14 protein-coding genes are annotated in these 13,565 nt (G+C 71.7%); 3 read left to right on the top strand and 11 right to left on the bottom strand.

The features are described 5' to 3' along the window. Positions 1-115: 115 nt before the first annotated feature. On the bottom strand, positions 116-1,879 hold the full coding sequence (leuA, locus tag SGA01_RS21060) for a 2-isopropylmalate synthase (RefSeq protein ID WP_141297987.1): 1,764 nt from the start codon (positions 1,877-1,879) through the stop codon (positions 116-118). 296 nt (positions 1,880-2,175) lie between these two features. On the opposite strand from leuA, the gene SGA01_RS21065 reads away from it, so the two are divergent. Together SGA01_RS21065 and SGA01_RS21070 are read left to right on the top strand one after the other, a co-directional pair. After that, positions 2,176-3,228, top strand: a complete 1,053-nt coding sequence (locus SGA01_RS21065) for a M4 family metallopeptidase (RefSeq protein WP_141297988.1) — start codon at positions 2,176-2,178, stop codon at positions 3,226-3,228. A gap of 20 nt (positions 3,229-3,248) precedes the next feature. Beyond that, positions 3,249-3,512 (top strand): protealysin inhibitor emfourin, encoded by a 264-nt coding sequence (locus SGA01_RS21070; protein ID WP_141297989.1) that lies wholly within the window; start codon positions 3,249-3,251, stop codon positions 3,510-3,512. Between the two features lie 64 nt (positions 3,513-3,576). On the opposite strand, the gene SGA01_RS21075 is transcribed toward SGA01_RS21070, so the two are convergent. From SGA01_RS21075 to SGA01_RS21115, 9 genes are all read right to left on the bottom strand, one after another. Further along, the gene (locus SGA01_RS21075; RefSeq protein ID WP_141297990.1) at positions 3,577-4,467 is read right to left on the bottom strand and encodes a hypothetical protein; all 891 of its coding nucleotides are present in this window, start codon (positions 4,465-4,467) and stop codon (positions 3,577-3,579) included. Positions 4,468-4,471: 4 nt separating this feature from the next. Continuing rightward, positions 4,472-4,822, bottom strand: a complete 351-nt coding sequence (locus SGA01_RS21080) for a peptidase inhibitor family I36 protein (protein WP_141297991.1) — start codon at positions 4,820-4,822, stop codon at positions 4,472-4,474. A gap of 96 nt (positions 4,823-4,918) precedes the next feature. Then, positions 4,919-5,944 carry an AraC-like ligand-binding domain-containing protein gene (locus tag SGA01_RS21085; RefSeq protein ID WP_141297992.1) on the bottom strand — a complete coding sequence of 342 codons (1,026 nt, stop codon included), beginning with the start codon at positions 5,942-5,944 and terminating at the stop codon, positions 4,919-4,921. A gap of 85 nt (positions 5,945-6,029) precedes the next feature. Next, positions 6,030-6,980, bottom strand: coding sequence for a GTPase Era (gene era, locus SGA01_RS21090; protein WP_099054281.1), 951 nt, complete (start codon positions 6,978-6,980; stop codon positions 6,030-6,032). Positions 6,981-7,031: 51 nt separating this feature from the next. Next, positions 7,032-8,003: a WxL protein peptidoglycan domain-containing protein gene (locus tag SGA01_RS21095; RefSeq protein WP_229917530.1), complete on the bottom strand. Its 972-nt coding sequence runs from the start codon at positions 8,001-8,003 to the stop codon at positions 7,032-7,034. A gap of 65 nt (positions 8,004-8,068) precedes the next feature. Continuing rightward, the gene (locus SGA01_RS21100; protein WP_055643536.1) at positions 8,069-9,403 is read right to left on the bottom strand and encodes a hypothetical protein; all 1,335 of its coding nucleotides are present in this window, start codon (positions 9,401-9,403) and stop codon (positions 8,069-8,071) included. A 191-nt stretch (positions 9,404-9,594) separates the two neighbouring features. Beyond that, entirely contained in the window at positions 9,595-10,074 is a 480-nt protein-coding gene (locus SGA01_RS21105) for a hypothetical protein (protein WP_055643535.1), read from the bottom strand. A 199-nt stretch (positions 10,075-10,273) separates the two neighbouring features. Next, positions 10,274-10,636: a cytidine deaminase-like protein gene (locus SGA01_RS21110; RefSeq protein WP_055643534.1), complete on the bottom strand. Its 363-nt coding sequence runs from the start codon at positions 10,634-10,636 to the stop codon at positions 10,274-10,276. Positions 10,637-10,723: 87 nt separating this feature from the next. Continuing rightward, the gene (locus SGA01_RS21115) at positions 10,724-11,545 is read right to left on the bottom strand and encodes a helix-turn-helix transcriptional regulator (protein WP_141298044.1); all 822 of its coding nucleotides are present in this window, start codon (positions 11,543-11,545) and stop codon (positions 10,724-10,726) included. A gap of 230 nt (positions 11,546-11,775) precedes the next feature. Between SGA01_RS21115 and SGA01_RS21120 the strand changes: the two genes are divergently transcribed. Further along, entirely contained in the window at positions 11,776-13,182 is a 1,407-nt protein-coding gene (locus tag SGA01_RS21120; protein ID WP_141297993.1) for an MFS transporter, read from the top strand. Positions 13,183-13,207: 25 nt separating this feature from the next. On the opposite strand, the gene SGA01_RS21125 is transcribed toward SGA01_RS21120, so the two are convergent. After that, on the bottom strand, positions 13,208-13,561 hold the full coding sequence (locus SGA01_RS21125; protein ID WP_141297994.1) for an MmcQ/YjbR family DNA-binding protein: 354 nt from the start codon (positions 13,559-13,561) through the stop codon (positions 13,208-13,210). Positions 13,562-13,565 lie beyond the last annotated feature (4 nt).

Consider the following 13,565-nt stretch of genomic DNA (forward strand, 5'->3'; position numbering starts at 1 on the left):
TCTTCCTTAAGCGAACCTGAAACCGTGACGCAGCTCACACATGCCGCTGCCCCGCACCCTCCGGGAGGAAGAGTGCGGGGCAGCGGACGTGAGGAACGCCGGGAGGCGTCGCGGGTCAGCGGGCGGAGCGGTTGACCGCCGAGATGACGGCCTTCAGCGAGGCGCGGGTCGTGTTGGCGTCGATGCCGATGCCCCACAGGACCTGACCGTCGATGGCGCACTCGATGTACGAGGCGGCCTGCGCGGAGGCGCCCTCGCTCATCGTGTGCTCCTGGTAGTCCAGCAGGCGGGCGTCCACGCCGATCGCCTGCAGGGCGGCGAAGAAGGCGGAGATCGGGCCGTTGCCGGAGCCGGACAGGACGGTCTCGGCGCCGTCGACGATCGCCTCGACGGTCAGCGTGTCCGTGCCGTCCGTGTCGGAGGTGGTCTGGCCGGAGCGCAGCTGGATGCGCCCCCAGGCGTTGTCCGGGTTGGGCAGGTACTCGTCCTGGAAGACGGACCAGATCGCGGCCGGCGTGACCTCGCCGCCCTCGGTGTCGGTCTTCTGCTGGATGATCTTCGAGAACTCGATCTGCATCCGGCGGGGCAGGTCCAGCTTGTGGTCGTTCTTCAGGACGTACGCGATACCGCCCTTGCCGGACTGCGAGTTGACCCGGATGACGGCCTCGTAGGAGCGGCCGACGTCCTTCGGGTCGATCGGCAGGTACGGGACGGCCCACTCGATGTCGTCGACGGTGACGCCCTTGGCGGCCGCGTCGGCCTCCATGGCGTCGAAGCCCTTCTTGATGGCGTCCTGGTGGGAGCCGGAGAAGGCGGTGTAGACCAGGTCGCCCGCGTAGGGGTGGCGCGGGTGGACCTCCATCTGGTTGCAGTACTCGCTCGTGCGGCGGATCTCGTCGATCTGCGAGAAGTCGATCTGCGGGTCGACGCCCTGGCTGAACAGGTTCATGCCCAGGGTCACCAGGTCGACGTTGCCGGTGCGCTCGCCCTGCCCGAACAGGCAGCCCTCGATGCGGTCGGCGCCGGCCATGATCGCCAGCTCGGCGGCGGCCACGGCCGTACCGCGGTCGTTGTGCGGGTGGACCGAGACGCAGATGTGCTCGCGGCGGGTCAGGTTCCGGGACATCCACTCGAAGCGGTCCGCGTGCGTGGACGGCGTCGAACGCTCCACGGTGGCGGGCAGGTTCAGGATGATCTCGCGGCCCGGACCGGGCTGCCAGACGTCACAGACCGCCTCGCAGACCTCCAGGGCGAAGTCCAGCTCGGTGTCGGTGAAGATCTCGGGGCTGTACTGGTAGCCGAAGATCGTGCGCTCGTCGAGCAGCTTCTCCGCGTACTCCATGACCAGGCGGGTGCCGTCCACGGCGATCTGCTTGATCTGCTCCTTCGAGCCGCGGAAGACGACCCGGCGGAAGGTGGGCGCGGTGGCGTTGTACAGGTGGACGGTGGCGCGCTTCGCGCCGACCAGGGACTCCACGGTCCGCTCGATCAGGTCCTCGCGGGCCTGGGTCAGTACGGAGATGGTGACGTCGTCCGGGATCGCGCCCTCTTCGATGATGGAGCGCACGAACGCGAAGTCGGTCTCGCCGGAGGACGGGAAGCCGACCTCGATCTCCTTGTAGCCCATGCGCACGAGCAGGTCGAACATCTCGCGCTTGCGGGCCGGGGACATCGGGTCGATCAGGGCCTGGTTGCCGTCGCGCAGGTCGGTGGACAGCCAACGCGGGGCCTTGGTGATCCGCTGCTCGGGCCACGTGCGATCGGGGATCTGCACCTGCTCGTACTGGCCGTACTTGTGGATCGGCATCCCGGACGGCTTCTGCAGCTGCGTCGCGTTGGTGATCGGCGTGGGGCGGCTGACGAAGGGGGACTGGCTCATTGCGTTGGGCTCCTCGGGTCCAGCATCAAGAAGGACGGCCGACTGTCGAACGCAACACCAGGTCCCGCGGGGAGGGGGTCGGCCTACGACTACAGGCCCTCGCCGCGGCAGCTAAGGAGAAGCAGCCCGAAACGCATGATGTGCCGCAGCTTAGCCGAGGGACGTCGGAGGCGGACGTCCCGTTTCAGTATGCGGGACGGGTCGTACGTCAAGGCCGATCAGTGACGCATCACTCCATTTCGCCAATCCTCGTCTCAGCTCGTGACAGTGGCGTCACGCAGTGCCACATTGCTGGGATGAATCCCCACACGCCCGTCTTCTGCACGATCGTCCCGCCGCACCTCCTGGAGCACCTGGCGCGCTCCTCGAACCCGGCCGTCGCCGCCGCCGCGCGCCGCACCCTCATCGCGGACGCCTCGGCCCGTACGAGCCGGGTGCTGCCGCTGCCCGGCAGCGCGCCGACGCTCGCCCCGGCCGACGTCGGCCGGCCCCACCGCACCGTGTACGACTGCCAGCGCGGCACGGAGCTGCCGGGCGTGCGGGTGCGCGCCGAGGGCGAGGAGGCGACCGGCGACGCCACGGTCAACCGCGCGTACGCGGGCCTCGGCGCCACCTTCGACCTCTTCCTGGACGCCTTCGGGCGGGACTCGATCGACGGCTCGGGGCTGCCGCTGCTGGCCTCCGTCCACTACGACGAGAACTACGGCAACGCCTTCTGGAACGGCGAGCAGATGGTGTTCGGCGACGGCGACGACGAGATCTTCCTCGACTTCACGCTGCCCGTGGACGTCATCGGCCACGAGCTGGCCCACGGCTTCACCCAGCACACGGCGAACCTGGAGTACTTCAGCCAGTCCGGCGCCCTCAACGAGTCCGTCTCGGACGTCTTCGGCTCCCTCGTGAAGCAGTACGCCCTCGGGCAGAGCGCCGACCGGGCCGACTGGCTCATCGGCGAGGGGCTCTTCCACCCGAACGTGGAGGGCACGGCCCTGCGCTCGATGAAGGCCCCGGGGACCGCGTACGACGACGACGTCCTCGGCAAGGACCCGCAGCCCGGCCACATGGACGACTACGTCCGCACGAGCCGGGACAACGGCGGGGTGCACATCAACTCGGGCATCCCCAACCACGCCTTCTACCTGTTCGCGACCGAGCTGGGCGGGAACGCCTGGGAGCGGCCCGGACAGGTCTGGTACGACGTGATGACCGGCGGCACCCTCACCCCCGAGACCCGGTTCTCCGAGTTCGCGGCGGCCACGGTGGCGGCGGCCAAGGCCCGGTACGGCGACGGCGAGGAGATCCAGGCCGTCCTGAAGGCCTGGGCGGCCGTGGGGGTGCCCACCGACTGACCGGCTGGTAGACAGGGCCCATGCGGATTCGAGTGCGGCGCACGGGCGGTTTCGCGGGCATCGAGCGGTCGGCGGAGGTGGACACCGCCGGCCTGGCCGACGCCGACGACTGGCACACCCTGGCCGTGGCCGTCCTCGCGGACGGCGACGACGACGGCCGGGGCGTGCCGGACGGCTTCTCGTACGAGATCAGCGTCGACGGCCGGACGGTCCGCTGCTGCGACCCGCGCCTCACGGACTCCCAGCGGTCCCTCATCGCGAAGGTCCTCAAGGAAGGCGCCTGAGCCGCGGGCTCGCCCTCTGTTCGTTGCGGGTCGCAGTTCCTTGCAGGTCACGCCTCCTTGCGGGTCACGCGCCGCCCGTCCTCCGCAGGGCGCGCTCGCGCAACTCCCTGACCTGGGTGGCCTTGGCCCACGAGGTCTTCGGCAGCTCGGCCTGGACCCGCTCCTGGGCGGCGCGGGTGACCGCCGCGAGGTCGCCGCGGCCCTGGCAGAGCGCGTCGCGCCGGGCCAGCTCCCGCTCGCGGCGGCCCGCCGTCAGCAGGGCCTGCCGGTCGTCGCCGGCCGCGGCCACCGCGTCCTGGACGAGGCCGCGGGCCTCCTGGAGCGTGGTGACCCGCTCCCCCTGCTCCGCCATGCAGTCGGCCCACGTCCGCTGCGCCGCCCGGAACTCGGGGGCGGCGGCGACCCGGGCGACGACCTCCGTGCTCGCTCCGGTGGCGTCGACCTCCGCCTGCTCCCATGCCTCGCCGTACACCTCGCGGCGGGCCAGGTAGACACAGCCGTCGGTGTTGACGAGCAGTGACGGGGCCCCGCTCGCCGTCAGCGTGACCTGGCGCTTCCCCGTGCCGATGAGCGCCTGCTGCCAGGCCGTGCGCCGGGCCTCGGGCAGTTTCGCCAGGGCGGGGCCGTTGGGGTCGGCCGGGCGGTCGTCGAGCGCGGCGGACGCGAGGCCGTACCCGTCGGCCCTGGCCGCGTCCTCCGTGAGGAGGCCGTAGGGGTTGGCGGAGACGGGCCGGAAGGCCGGCACCGGCTCGTAGGCGAAGCCGCGCCGGGTCATGCACGCGTCGACGGCCCGTTCCTCGGCCTCGTACAGCGTCCCGGCCTGCCGCTCGGGGACGACGGTGGCCCCGTCCAGGGGGACGGGGAGGGTGCTCGCGTCCCGGTGGGCGGGTGCCGAGGAGCACCCGCCCACTGCCAGCAGGCACAGGACGAACAGAGCCGCTGGTCGCAGGTTCACGGCATCAGCACCAGTGGTTCGAGGCGACGTTCTTGTAGAAGGCGCTGCCGGCGAGGTTGCCGATGCCGTAGCCCCTGGGGATGTTCACGGAGGAGCCGGTGCGGCCGGTGCCGCTGTAGATGCGGACGGCGCACTGCGTACCGGAGTTGGACACCGACACCGCGTTGTTGAACTTGTTGTACTGGAGCAGGTTGCTGTTGTTGCCGTAGACCGTGCCCGGGTCGCCCGCGTAGTTCGTGGACAGGTAGGCGCAGAGCGCCCCCGACGGGCACGGGTCCGCGGCGGCCGGCGTGGCGGTGACGCCGAGTCCGGCCGCGGCGATGACGGCGACGCTCGCGATCAGCTTCTTCAGCATGGGTTTCCTCCCGTTGCGGTCGGTGGGGGTTCCACCGCCGGGCAGGACGCTAGCCAGCCCGGTACCGCCGGGGCATTCGCACTCCGTGCCCAGTCGTTACCTCTGCGTGCCCGCGCGGAGCAGCGCCCGGTGGCGGTACTCGCCGGGCGGCATGCCGTACGCGGTGCGGAAGACACGGCTGAAGACGGCGGGCCGCGGGAAGCCCCAGCGGGTGCCGATCGCGTGCACGGTGAGGTGGCTGAGGTGTCGGGCGGCCAGGTCGCGGCGGCAGTGTTCCAGGCGCTGGCGCCGGATGAACTGGGCGACCGTCGTGTTGTGGTGCCCGAAGAGCCGGTGCAGGGCGCGGAGGGACATCTGGTGCGCCGCGGCGACGGCGGCCGGGGTCAGCTCCTCGGAGCCCAGGTGGGCGCGGATGAAGGACTCGATCCGCAGGAACAGGACGTGCTGATGCGTGTGGGCCGGCAGTGAGCGCTCCCGGTCGAGGTGGTGCGCGAGGACCGCGCCCGCGAGGTCGAGGGCGGCGCTCTGCAGCCTGCCCGTGTCCTGGGGCGTGCAGTGCGGTGCCTCCTCGCCGAGGCCGGTGAGGAAGCGGGCGAGGATCCCGCCCACGCCCTGCCGGGCGGGGAGCGGGACGGCGAGGAGCCGGGAGAGCTGGGCGTCACGGAAGGGCAGGAGGCGCTTCGGGACGTTCAGGATGAGCGAGTCGGCCAGGGCCCCTTCGGCGGTGACCGAGGCCTCGTACGGCCGTGAGGAGTCGTACAGCACCAGTTCGCCCCGGCCCAGCGACACCCGCCGGCCGCACTGCTCCAGGTTCTGGCGGCCGCCGGTGATCAGGGCGAGCTGGTACAGCTCGGGATCCGACCTCCTGATGAGCGCCGGAGTCCGCCGGCAGGCCAGGGAGCCGTAGGTCAGCGCCGCGAGCTGGACGCCGTCCCGCAGGGCCACGGCCTTGAGCCGGACCTTCAGGCTGCCCTCGTCCGGGAAGCGGACCTGGGTGACGCAGAGGGCCTGGTCGGCGAGCTCCTGCCAGCCCGCGGCCCTTGCGGCGGCCGGTAACAGGTCGCTGTCGAAGACGACGTCCATGTGTTCCCCCATGTTCGACCGGTCGGTACGCGTCGACACGTACCGACCGGATGATGGCGCCGCATCCACGGGGGGACAACGCGGCGCGAGGGGGCGTGGCGGGAAGGCCGGAGGACCTCCCCGACTAGAAGCCGAGCTTCCGCAGCTGCTTGGGGTCGCGCTGCCAGTCCTTCGCGACCTTCACGTGCAGGTCGAGGAAGACCGGGGTGCCGAGCAGCGCCTCGATGTGCTTGCGGGACTTCATGCCGACCTCCTTGAGGCGGCTGCCCTTCGGGCCGATGATGATGCCCTTCTGGCTGGGGCGCTCGATGTACACGTTGGCGTGGATGTCGAGCAGCGGCCGGTCCGCCGGGCGGTTCTCCCGCGGGATCATCTCCTCGACGACCACGGCGATCGAGTGCGGCAGCTCGTCCCGGACGCCTTCGAGCGCGGCCTCGCGGATCAGCTCCGCGACCATGACCTGCTCCGGCTCGTCCGTGAGGTCGCCCTCCGGGTAGAGCGGCGGGGACTCGGGCAGCAGCGGGATGAGCAGGTCCGCGACGAGCTGGACCTGCTTGTCGCCGACGGCCGAGACCGGGACGATCTGCTGCCACTCGAAGCCCAGCTCCTTGCCGAGCTGGTCGACCGCGATGAGCTGCTCGGCGAGCGTCTTGGAGTCGACCAGGTCGGTCTTGGTGATGATCGCGACCTTCGGGGTCTTCTTGATCGCGGCGAGTTCCTTGACGATGAACTTGTCGCCGGGGCCGAGCTTCTGGTCGGCGGGCAGGCAGAAGCCGATCACGTCGACCTCGGCCCAGGTGGTGCGCACCACGTCGTTGAGCCGCTCGCCGAGGAGGGTGCGCGGCTTGTGGAGGCCCGGGGTGTCGACCAGGATCAGCTGCGCGTCCGGGCGGTGCACGATGCCGCGGACGGTGTGCCGGGTGGTCTGCGGCCGGTTCGAGGTGATGGCCACCTTCTGGCCGACCAGAGCGTTCGTGAGGGTGGACTTGCCCGCGTTGGGGCGGCCGACGAAGCAGGCGAAGCCGGCCCGGTGGACGGCTTCGGTTTCAGGGTTGCGAGCGCTCATGGGGGCCATTGTCCCCGATGAGCGCCCGCCTCACGCACTCAGGACGTCCCGGGGCCCGCCTCAGGCCTCGCTCAGGGCCCGGCGGCGGCGCATCCGGAGGCCGAAGAAGCCGGTCACGGTCGCGACGAGGAGGATCCCGGCGGCCAGCCAGGGCAGGGCCGCGAAGGACACGGTCCCGGTCTCCTTCACGTCCTTCGCGCTGGCGGTGAGCGTCACATCGCCCCAGTCGAACTGCGGGGAGCCGTCCCATCGCTCGGTGAGCCGGATCTTCTGGCGTGGCAGCAGCTCGGACGGCACCTTCGCCAGGTCGCGGTCGAGGAGCGTGCGGCCGAAGAGCCCCTCGGCCTTCAGGACGACCTTGGGGTTGAGGGTGACGTTGCCCCGGTTGTGCAGGGTGTACGAGACGAGGGCGCTGCTGGCGCCGACGCCGGGGACGAGCGGCCGGTCCTGGTCGAGGGTGACGTCCTCCACCGCGAGGGCGGGGACGGTCGGTCCGTTGACCCGGAGGTAGACGCGGGCGCCGACCGCGCGCTGGACGCCGACGGCGACGGAGCCCTGCCCGCTCGGGCTGATCCGCTCGTCGAGGGCGACGAGGGCGCCGGGGTGGTCGCCGGGGTCGGCGTCGGCAGGGACGGTCAGCGTGTACGGGACGGTGACGGCGGAGCGCGGCGGGACCGTGACGCGGGTCCGCTGCGGCTTGATCCAGGCCCCGGCGCCGGTCTGCTTCTCCGCCTGCGTGCGGATGGCGAAACCGCCGTCCCGGTCGGTGTTGTAGGCGTCGGCGCCGTACAGCCGGAAGGTGAGCGGGGCGGCCGTCTTGTTGGTGACGGTGACGCGCTCGGTGAGCGAGGTGCCGGGGTCGACGGAGAGGTAGAAGTACGGGCGGCTGCCGAGCTTCGCCGCGGCCGGGTAGACGGCCCACTCGCCGTTCTCGGCGGCGGCGGCCCGCGGCGCGGCGCCCAGGAGCACCAGGAGCGCGCCCAGGAGGAGCGGCAGGGAGAGCGGCAGGAGGACGTACGGCTTGCTGCGCACAGTGCGGAGAACCCCCGGGTGCGGAGCGGGCCGGCCGGGGGTCGCCCGGCCGGCCCGCCGGGTGGTCAGGACAGGGTCAGCGTCAGCACGCCCGCGTACGAGCCGGGCGCGGTGAACGCCGGGACGTCGAGGGAGAGCTTGGCGTCGACGGTGAACTCGCCGCCCGTGAGGGTGCCGTTCGGCGTGGAGGCGAGGGTCGCGCCGCCGCTGCCGACGGGACCGGCCGAGCCGGCCGCGCAGGTGCTGGGGCTGCCGGCCTTGGCGGCGCAGGCAGGGGTCCAGCTGAGGTTCCCGGCGCCGATGGCTCCGCCGGGGCCGGTGAAGTCGGTGACCTTGCCGGTGAGGGACCAGCCCGCGGGGCCGCCGCGGAAGTCCTTGACCGTCACCGTCTTCAGATCGCCGGTGGCCGCGCCGCCCTGGCCGAAGTCGACCGAGGTCAGCTCGACGGCGTCGCCGGCCTGGCTCATGGAGAGCTCGCCCGCCGTGACGGCCGCGGTGATCGTCTGGCTGTTCGGCGGGGCCGGTACGACGACCTTGTACGCGGCGGGTCCGGCGCCCTTCTCCGGGTCCCAGGCCGCGCCCTCGTATGCCACGACACCGGTGGTGGCCGGGTCGTTGACCTTCAGGCGCGCGGCGAAGCCGCCCTCGCTGTCGGTCGTGACGGTCATCTTGTCGGCGGTCTCCGCGCCGCCGGCCCGGCCGACGACGGTGACCTCGGCGAGCGGGGTGAACTTGGCGCCGGTGACGGTCACCCGGACCCCGGGGTCGCCCGAGGCGCTGTCGAGCTGGAGCGTCCGCGCGTTGGGGCTGGTCACGGGGCTCGCGACGACCGTCTCGGAGACCGGGGCGGGCGGGTTGAGCACCGTACAGGGGGTGTCCAGCTCCATGAGGTAGCTGGTGTGGATGTTGTAGTCGCCCGGCGAGAGGGTGATCGATCCGGCCTCGGTGACCGTGAAGGTGCCGGTCATGGAGAAGGCCGGGAAGGAGCCCTTGCCCGGGATGGGCGGGTTCTTCTTGGGTCCGGTGACGTTGACCGCGCCGGCCTGGGCGCCGCCGAGGACGACCTTGCCGCTCGGGGTCATGATGTCGGCCGGGAGCGCGAGGTCGACGGGGTTCGACGCGGCGGGCTTGGTGATCGTGTAGGTCACCGTGACCGTGTCGCCGACCTTGGGCGCGGCCTTGTCGACCGTGATCTCGGCGGTCGTGGTGCCCGTGATGGGCGGGATGCCGGCGATCGGCGGCGGGACACACCGGGTCTGGAACTCCACGGGGGTGGAGTTGGTGGTCGCGTGGGCCGGAGCGGCGATGGCGCCGCCTGCGGCGACCGCGAGGGCGGTCGCGCCGAGGACGGCCGTCCAACGCCGTCTTCGGGTCGCCGCCCTGGATCGGTTGAGTGCCATGTGTGGGCCCCCTCCTGAGGGATGAGAGGGCGCCATTGACGGCTGCGGGCCAAGAGAAGTCAATGGAATCGAAAACCATCGACTGATGACCCATCAGATTCTGTCAAGATCAGCTCATACCTGACATTTGCCCAGGTCACGCCAGAGACCGGTGCCGCCGTCGGCGGCACCGGTCAGGGGTGGGGCAGGGCTCAGCTGAAGACGAACGGGCCAGGAGTCTGCGAGGTCACGGCGTCACAGTTCACCGTGACCCCGAAGATCACCATCTTGAGGGCGACACCCGCGAAGTACGAGTTGAGGCTGTCGCCCGAGGCCACGGTCCCGCTCAGGGGACCGATGGTGACGGGCTGCCCGGCGGCGACCGCCGGGTTCTTCTTCCCGGTGAACACCCGGGTGCCGCCGCCCGCCTTGGCCAGCGTCAGCGTCGCGTTGATCTGGTTGGCGCCGACCGCGATCGGCGTCGTCACGGCCGTGCTGATGGTCATGGTCGCGGCCGTGCCGCTCTGGGTCGCGGTGATGTTGGCGGTGCCGCCACCCCAGCTGCCACAGTCGTACTGAGCCGAGGCGGACCCCGGCGAGACGGCTCCGGCCGTCGGGGCGAAGGCGAGTCCGGCGGCGGCGAGCGCTCCGGTGAGTACCGCGACCGTCCCTAAGGTGCTTCTGCTTCTCATGGCGAGTTCGAACCCCTTCCGATGACGAACGCAGGGGTGCGGGCACTGCGTGAATGGCGAATATCTGACGGTCCGTCGGGCGAACCGATGCTCATTGAGACGCAGACCGCCGGGGAAGGCAAGAGAAGATGCGGTGATCCTTCACAAACGCGCAAGGGCCCGGCGTCCCGCCGGGCCCTCGATGTCCTGGTTCCGTTCCTCAGCCCGCGGTGACGGCCTCGCGCAGCTTCCCGTCGGGACCGGCGAGCAGCACCGGCGTCTCCGGGCCGCCGAGGTCCCGTACGGCCGCGCGGTCCTCCGCCGAGGCCGCCCCGGCGTTCGACACGACGGCCGCCGCCTCCAGGGACTGGGCGCCGCTGGCCACCGCCATCGCCACCGCGGTCTGCAGCGCGCTCAGCTTGAGCGACTCCAGCTCCACGGTCCCCGCGACGTAGGTCCGCCCGGTCTCGTCCCGTACGGCCGCCCCCTCGGGCACGCCGTTGCGCGCGCGGGCGCTGCGCGCCAAGGTGATGATCTTGAGGTCCTCGGCGCCGAGGTCGCCGTGCTCGCTGCTGAGTGTCATGGCCCGAGCATAGGTCGGAGGCCGCGCACACCCGGTCGCCGTCTCACCCCACGGCCGTACGGATCTCACCCCACGGCCCGACGGAACTCAGCCCGCGACCGGGTACATCGCCCCGCGACGCCCCTCCGGGGAGACCAGCCACTCCAGCTTCGCGGCCGTGTCGGCCTCGGGCAGCGGGGTGTGCATGACGATGACCAGGTCCGGCCGGGCCGGGACCCTGAGCTGCGTGGCCTCGACGACCAGCGTGCCGACCAGCGGGTGCTCCATCTCCTTGCGGTTCTGGCCGCCCGGCAGGATGTCCCGCCGCTCCCACAGCTCGGCGAACTCCGGGCTCAGCTCCTTGAGCTCCTCGACGACCGTCCGGAACCCCTCGTCGTCCGGGCACTCCGAGCAGGCGGACCGGAACTGGGCGACGACCCGGGGCGCGAGCTCCTCCCAGTGGCCCATCCGCGAGCGGTACAGCGGGTCGGTGAAGAAGGTGACGAGACAGTTCTGCGAGGCTTCCGGCCGCATCCCGAGCACGATCGCCGCCGCGTCGTTGTAGATCACCGTGTTCCAGTACGCGTCCATGATGTGCGCGGGGAACGGCATCCACGTGTCGATCAGCCGCCGCAGCCCCTGGCACATGTCCCGGTCCTCCGGGGCGGCCTCCAGGGCCGGCGGGTTGAGCGCCGCGAGGACGTACAGATGGCGCCGCTCCGCCGGGCTCAGCCGCAGCACGCGCGCCACCGAGTCCAGCACCTGCGGCGAGACCGTGATGTCGCGGCCCTGCTCCAGCCACTGGTACCAGGACACCCCGACGCCCGCGAGGACCGCGACCTCCTCGCGGCGCAGGCCCGGCGTGCGGCGGCGCGCCCCGCCGTCCGGGAGCCCCGCCTCGGCCGGGCTCACCCGGGCCCGGCGGCTCATCAGGAACTCGCGCAGTTCGCCGAGGCGGTGCTGCTTCGCGCTGGTGCTCTCAAGAGCGGTGGCCACGTCTGCTTCCTCCCCCTGGATGCTGCCTGTGGTGCTCGGTGGTGCGTGGTGGTGCCTGGTGGTGCTCGGTGGTGCTCGGTGGTGCCTGGTGGTGCCTGGTGGTGCGACCAACAGGATAAGTACCCGCTCCCCACCCTTGTTCCCGTGGCGCGAGAGTCGTCGGCATGGCAACGACGACCACTTCACCCGCTCCGCCCGCCACTCCCCCGGCCGCCCCGGCCGCCCTCACCGGCCGCAACCGGCTCATCCTCTTCGTCCTGTGCGCCGCCCAGTTCATGGTGGCGCTCGACTTCTCCGTCCTGAACGTCGCCCTGCCCGCCCTCGGCGCCGACCTCGGCCTCGGGCAGTCCGCCCTCCAGTGGGCCGTCACCGCCTTCGCCCTGCCCTCCGGCGGCTTCCTGCTCCTCTTCGGACGGATCGGCGACCTCTACGGGCGCAAGAAGCTCTTCCTCGCCGGGCTCGCGCTCTTCGGTGCGGCCTCGCTGCTCGCCACCTTCGCCTGGAACCCGGCCGCCTTCCTCACCGGGCGCGCCCTCCAGGGCATCGGCGCCGCCGCGATCGTGCCCACCGGCATGTCGCTCCTGACGACGACCTTCCCCGAGGGCCCCCTGCGGGACAAGGCGCTCGGCATCTCCGGCACCCTGCTGTCGCTGGGCTTCACCGTCGGCATGGTGCTCGGCGGGGTCATGACCGACACCCTCGGCTGGCGTTCCACGATGGGCCTGCTCGCGCTCTTCACCGTGGTCGTGCTGCCGCTGGCGCCGGGCCTGCTGCCCGAGTCCCGCACCCCCGAGAGGCCCCGGCTCGACGTGCCGGGCGCGGTGACGGTCACCGGTGGCCTGCTCGCCCTGATCTACGCCCTGTCGACGGCCGCCGAGCACGGCTTCGGCCGTACGGACGTCCAGGTCACGCTGGTGGCGGGGCTGCTGCTGCTCGCGGTCTTCGTCCGGGTCGAGTCCCGGCACGCGGCCCCGCTGGTCTCGCTGCCGATGCTGCGGCGGCGCACGGTCGCCTTCGGCAACCTGGGCGGTCTGATCACCTTCGCGATGATGTCGACCGTCGTCTTCGTCCTGACCCTGTACCTCCAGGAGACGCTGGACCTGTCGTCCTTCGCCACCGGTCTCGTCTTCGGCGTCCAGGGCGTCTTCGCGGTCGTGGCCGGGATGCTCGCGCCGAAGGTGATCGGCCGGCTCGGCGCACGCCGGGTCCTGGTCGGCTCGCTCGCCGGGCAGGGCCTGCTGACGGCCGCGATCCTCGGCGTGGGACGGGACTCAGGCGTGCTCCTGGCGACGGTCGCGGCCTCGCTGGCCTGCATGTTCCACCTCGGCGCGATCATCTCGTACGGACTGATCGTCACCTCGGGCGTCCCGGACGAGGAGCAGGGCCTGGCGACCGGCCTGGTGACGACCACCCAGCAGGTCGGGCTCACGATCGGGATCCCGCTGCTCGGGGTGCTCGCGACCACGGGCGGAGACCTGTTCGGGGGTGTCCGCACGGTCCTCGCCCTGGACGCGGCGATCGTGCTCGGTACGGCGGTCCTCGTCGCCCTCGGCCTGCGGCGACGCGCCTGACCCGACGGGAATTGTCAGACAGGCCCTAGGGCCGGTCGAGGCGGAGCCGGACCGCCTTGGGCAGGCCGGCGACGACGAGGTCGTACGAGTCCTCGACGAGCTCCCGGACCATCCGGTCCGGGAGCTCTCCGACGGTCACGGTGTTCCAGTGCCGCTTGTTCATGTGATAGCCGGGGGCGACGGCCGGGTGCTCCTCGCGGAGGCGTACGGCCTCGTCCGGGTCGCACTTGAGGTTGACCCGCAGCGGCTCGCCGTCGAGCGCCGACAGCGCGAACAGCTTCCCGGCGACCTTGAAGACGGAGGTCTCCGGGCCGAAGGGGAACTCCTCCGTCGCGTCGTTGAAGTCCAGGCAGAAGGCGCGCAGCTGGTCGGGGGTCATGCGG

Origin of the sequence: Streptomyces gardneri (assembly GCF_006539185.1) — a bacterium.
In the GTDB taxonomy this organism is placed as follows: domain Bacteria; phylum Actinomycetota; class Actinomycetes; order Streptomycetales; family Streptomycetaceae; genus Streptomyces; species Streptomyces gardneri.

What these genes read in the sequence shown, in the direction of transcription:
- leuA (WP_141297987.1), bottom strand. Translation starts at nt 1,879, where the DNA reads ATGAGCCAGTCCCCCTTCGTCAGCCGCCCCACGCCGATCACCAACGCG.
- SGA01_RS21065 (WP_141297988.1), top strand. Translation starts at nt 2,176, where the DNA reads ATGAATCCCCACACGCCCGTCTTCTGCACGATCGTCCCGCCGCACCTC.
- SGA01_RS21070 (WP_141297989.1), top strand. Translation starts at nt 3,249, where the DNA reads ATGCGGATTCGAGTGCGGCGCACGGGCGGTTTCGCGGGCATCGAGCGG.
- SGA01_RS21080 (WP_141297991.1), bottom strand. Translation starts at nt 4,822, where the DNA reads ATGCTGAAGAAGCTGATCGCGAGCGTCGCCGTCATCGCCGCGGCCGGA.
- era (WP_099054281.1), bottom strand. Translation starts at nt 6,980, where the DNA reads ATGGCCCCCATGAGCGCTCGCAACCCTGAAACCGAAGCCGTCCACCGG.
- SGA01_RS21100 (WP_055643536.1), bottom strand. Translation starts at nt 9,403, where the DNA reads ATGGCACTCAACCGATCCAGGGCGGCGACCCGAAGACGGCGTTGGACG.
- SGA01_RS21105 (WP_055643535.1), bottom strand. Translation starts at nt 10,074, where the DNA reads ATGAGAAGCAGAAGCACCTTAGGGACGGTCGCGGTACTCACCGGAGCG.
- SGA01_RS21110 (WP_055643534.1), bottom strand. Translation starts at nt 10,636, where the DNA reads ATGACACTCAGCAGCGAGCACGGCGACCTCGGCGCCGAGGACCTCAAG.
- SGA01_RS21115 (WP_141298044.1), bottom strand. Translation starts at nt 11,545, where the DNA reads ATGAGCCGCCGGGCCCGGGTGAGCCCGGCCGAGGCGGGGCTCCCGGAC.
- SGA01_RS21120 (WP_141297993.1), top strand. Translation starts at nt 11,776, where the DNA reads ATGGCAACGACGACCACTTCACCCGCTCCGCCCGCCACTCCCCCGGCC.
- SGA01_RS21125 (WP_141297994.1), bottom strand. Translation starts at nt 13,561, where the DNA reads ATGACCCCCGACCAGCTGCGCGCCTTCTGCCTGGACTTCAACGACGCG.